This is a genomic window from Sphingomonas sp. PWP1-2 (assembly GCF_049898305.1).
GTDB classification, from domain to species: domain Bacteria; phylum Pseudomonadota; class Alphaproteobacteria; order Sphingomonadales; family Sphingomonadaceae; genus Sphingomonas; species Sphingomonas glacialis.
On sequence record NZ_JAFCXM010000019.1, the window covers coordinates 1 to 2794 of the forward strand.

Annotated in this window: 4 protein-coding genes and 1 pseudogene; 1 reads left to right on the forward strand and 4 read right to left on the reverse strand. The window is 61.0% G+C overall.

The genetic code is table 11. The features are described from left to right. From ACP7C5_RS19095 to ACP7C5_RS19105, 3 genes are all read right to left on the reverse strand, one after another. The coding region (locus ACP7C5_RS19095) for a recombinase family protein (RefSeq protein ID WP_426265500.1) at positions 1 to 590 on the reverse strand (590 nt) is incomplete at its 3' end. Then, complete coding sequence (locus tag ACP7C5_RS19100) at positions 587 to 997, reverse strand: DUF2924 domain-containing protein (protein ID WP_426265501.1); 411 nt, start codon at positions 995 to 997, stop codon at positions 587 to 589. The genes ACP7C5_RS19100 and ACP7C5_RS19095, both read right to left, overlap by 4 nt. Before the next feature lie 8 nt (positions 998 to 1005). After that, on the reverse strand, positions 1006 to 1518 hold the full coding sequence (locus ACP7C5_RS19105; protein ID WP_426265502.1) for a DUF3489 domain-containing protein: 513 nt from the start codon (positions 1516 to 1518) through the stop codon (positions 1006 to 1008). A 487-nt stretch (positions 1519 to 2005) separates the two neighbouring features. Here ACP7C5_RS19105 and ACP7C5_RS19110 point away from each other — a divergent pair. Continuing rightward, a pseudogene (locus tag ACP7C5_RS19110) lies at positions 2006 to 2257 on the forward strand (tyrosine-type recombinase/integrase); the annotation flags it as partial. 49 nt (positions 2258 to 2306) lie between these two features. Here ACP7C5_RS19110 and ACP7C5_RS19115 read toward each other — a convergent pair. Continuing rightward, positions 2307 to 2708 (reverse strand): acyl-CoA thioesterase, encoded by a 402-nt coding sequence (locus tag ACP7C5_RS19115; RefSeq protein WP_426265503.1) that lies wholly within the window; start codon positions 2706 to 2708, stop codon positions 2307 to 2309. Positions 2709 to 2794: the final 86 nt, after the last annotated feature.

The window sequence follows — 2794 nt, forward strand, 5'->3', positions numbered from 1 at the left end:
TTGCGACGCTCGATATATAGGTCAAAAATCGTCCGGATGAGTTTTGCGTGCGGTTCGACGATGGCGAGGCTGCGACCATTGGGGGCATATCCGAGCGGCGGGGTTCCGCCCATCCACATCCCCTTAGCCTTGGACGCGGCGATCTTGTCTCGAATGCGCTCGGCGGTCACCTCGCGCTCAAACTGGGCGAAGCTCAGCAACATGTTGAGGGTAAGCCGTCCCATGCTGGTGGTGGTGTTGAACGACTGGGTCACCGAGACGAACGACGTACCGGCAGAATCGAATGCTTCGACCAGCTTGGAAAAGTCGAGCAGCGAGCGGGTAAGCCGGTCGACCTTGTACACGACGATGATGTCGATGCGGCCTGCCTTTACCTCGGCCAGCAGCCGCTGGAGCGCCGGGCGCTCGAGCGTGCCGCCCGACAGACCACCGTCATCATAGATGTCGGGAGATGCCGCCCAGCCTTCGCTGGCCTGGCTCTTGATGTACGCAGCACAGGCCTCGCGCTGCGCGTCGAGCGAGTTGAACGCCTGTTCCAGCCCCTCCTCGCTCGACTTGCGGGTATAGATCGCGCAGCGGATCTGCTTCATGCCGCGAGCTTTCGCTTGAGGCCGAAGAACGCCGGTCCCGACCAGCGTGTGCCGGTGATCTCGCGCGCTACCTCCGACAGGCTCTGCCACTCGCGCTCGTTCCAGCGGATCACCTTGTCCTCACCGATGGTGACGACATGCGCCTTGCCGCCCCACTCGCGCACCAGCCGCATCCCCGGCGACACCGCGCTGGTCTTCGTCTTGGCGACAGCCAGCTGATCGAGCTTGCGGGTGGTCGCGCGCGACAGCCCGCCGAACGCGCGGGCCTGGATCTCGTATGCCAGCGCCATTCGCAGCAGGCTTGGGCTGATCCGCGGCACCGGCGACGGGGTTAGCCGGGTCCATGTTTCGCGCAGGTCGGCTGACGACAGTGTCGTCAGCCGGGCGATCTGTTCTTCCACGGCCATCACCATGGTCAACCCGCCGCCACGATGCGGTAGCAGGTCGCGTCGTCGCGCTTGCTTCGCTCAATTGTACGCCCTTTCTTGCGCAGGCCGGTCAGTGCCGCTCGTGTCGTATGCGGCAGCCAGCCAGTCGTAGCGATCAGCTCCGTCAGCGTTGCACCTTGCTCACGCTGCAGCAGCGCAGTTATCAAGGCCGCCTTGGTCTGGCGTTCGGGCTTGGGCTGCACGGGCATCGGCGGCGTGACGTCCGAACCAGCCCCCTCCCCTTCGCCCAGGCCGATCGCCGCAAGCCCCGCCGGGGTGATGAAAACTCCGTAGCGCAGATCGCCGTCCTCGCGGGCGACACTTACCGCATCGCCAGTCTCGCGATCTTCCATGAGATTGCGCTTGATCAGCGCCGCAATTGTTTTGCTTGCACGGTCGTCCGCGTTCGCCAGCGTGTCGGGCAGCGGGTACACGCTGCCGCTGTCGCGCTGGCCTGCGGTGGACAGCAGGATGCTCTGCATATCGTTCAACTTTGTCATGGCTGGTCTCCGTGTCGAAGAGCGGCATCAGCGCCGCTTCCACCAACCTCAGCCCCGTCGGGTCGTACCGGCGGGGCAGGTCGCGACCACCTCGGGGCTGCGACTCAACGACTACGCTGTTCGCTCTCGTTGCAGCGCAAGTCGAATGGTTTGTTACGGAGTGGCGATCCTCGACGAGTTTCGGTCCAGATTCAGCATCATGGCAGCCCGGTCGATTTCATTTCTGTCCTACCAGGTTCTAAAACCGGCCGACGGACTGCAGAAATCGCATGCGACTGGCCCCGATGAGACACGATTCGTGTCCGATCTATGGAACGCACCAAAGTATACCCCTTTTGGGCAGCCACAGCGTCCCCATAACTCCGTGTGCGGAGCGCAATTTCCCGAAATCGGTTTTGAGAATGGATGCTGGGAAACAGCCCCAAAGAATCGCGTGATAGGCGCCGGTCTCCCATCAGCGGTTCGTTTTTGGGAACGCCGACTTGGCCGCTTGAGCGAAAGCCCCCTGTCCCAGGCCAACGCGTTCCAGAGGGTGCGCCGGCGGGCCGGCGCGACCGAGATCGCGACGGCGATCGGCAACCATTCGTTCCGCACGACCGGGATCACTGCCCGTCCGAAAAATGATGGAACGCTCGAGCGCGCGGCGACAATGGCGAACCGTGCGTCTACCCGGACCACACAGTTCTATGATCGTCCGCCTGATGACGTGACGCTGGACGAAGTCGAGCGGGTTCCGATTCAGCGGGCTCGGGTCAATACGTTCGCAGCAGAAAATGATACAATCAGGTTTATCCGATATGGAAATTACTCAGCACCTCTGAATTAAGCGCCTTTGGTTGTTTCGTTGTCCGATCGATACAAACCCACGTGCTTTCAACTTCGGCTAGCACTTCGCTATCCCGATAAAAGATCGTCGTGAAAATTGCGCGAACGCCTTTCAGTCGCTTGATGCTGTTCTTCGCAACGATGCGATCCGCAGCAGCACCAGCGGTGCGATAGGTGACCTTATGTCTGACCGCAATCCATAGCGTGGAGGCTAATGTCGCTGCTGGTGCGAAGCGCTCCCAATGCGTGATGACGACAGCCTGCACCCATTTGAGGTACGCCGTGTCGGCGGCGTAACCTATATCGCTCAGGTCATCGGTCGTAATGATGATAGGCATTTCGGTCGTGATGGTTCTGGCTGACATCGGAGCTGTTCATCGGTTATGGAAAAGAGAATAGAAAGCCTGCGAAGTGCATTACGACACCGGGTAGCTATCGTCAAAATCCTGCT

Bases quoted from the DNA above. Each gene is read 5' to 3' on its own strand.
- ACP7C5_RS19100 (WP_426265501.1), bottom strand. From the start codon at position 997: ATGGCCGTGGAAGAACAGATCGCCCGGCTGACGACACTGTCGTCAGCC.
- ACP7C5_RS19105 (WP_426265502.1), bottom strand. From the start codon at position 1,518: ATGACAAAGTTGAACGATATGCAGAGCATCCTGCTGTCCACCGCAGGC.
- ACP7C5_RS19115 (WP_426265503.1), bottom strand. From the start codon at position 2,708: ATGTCAGCCAGAACCATCACGACCGAAATGCCTATCATCATTACGACC.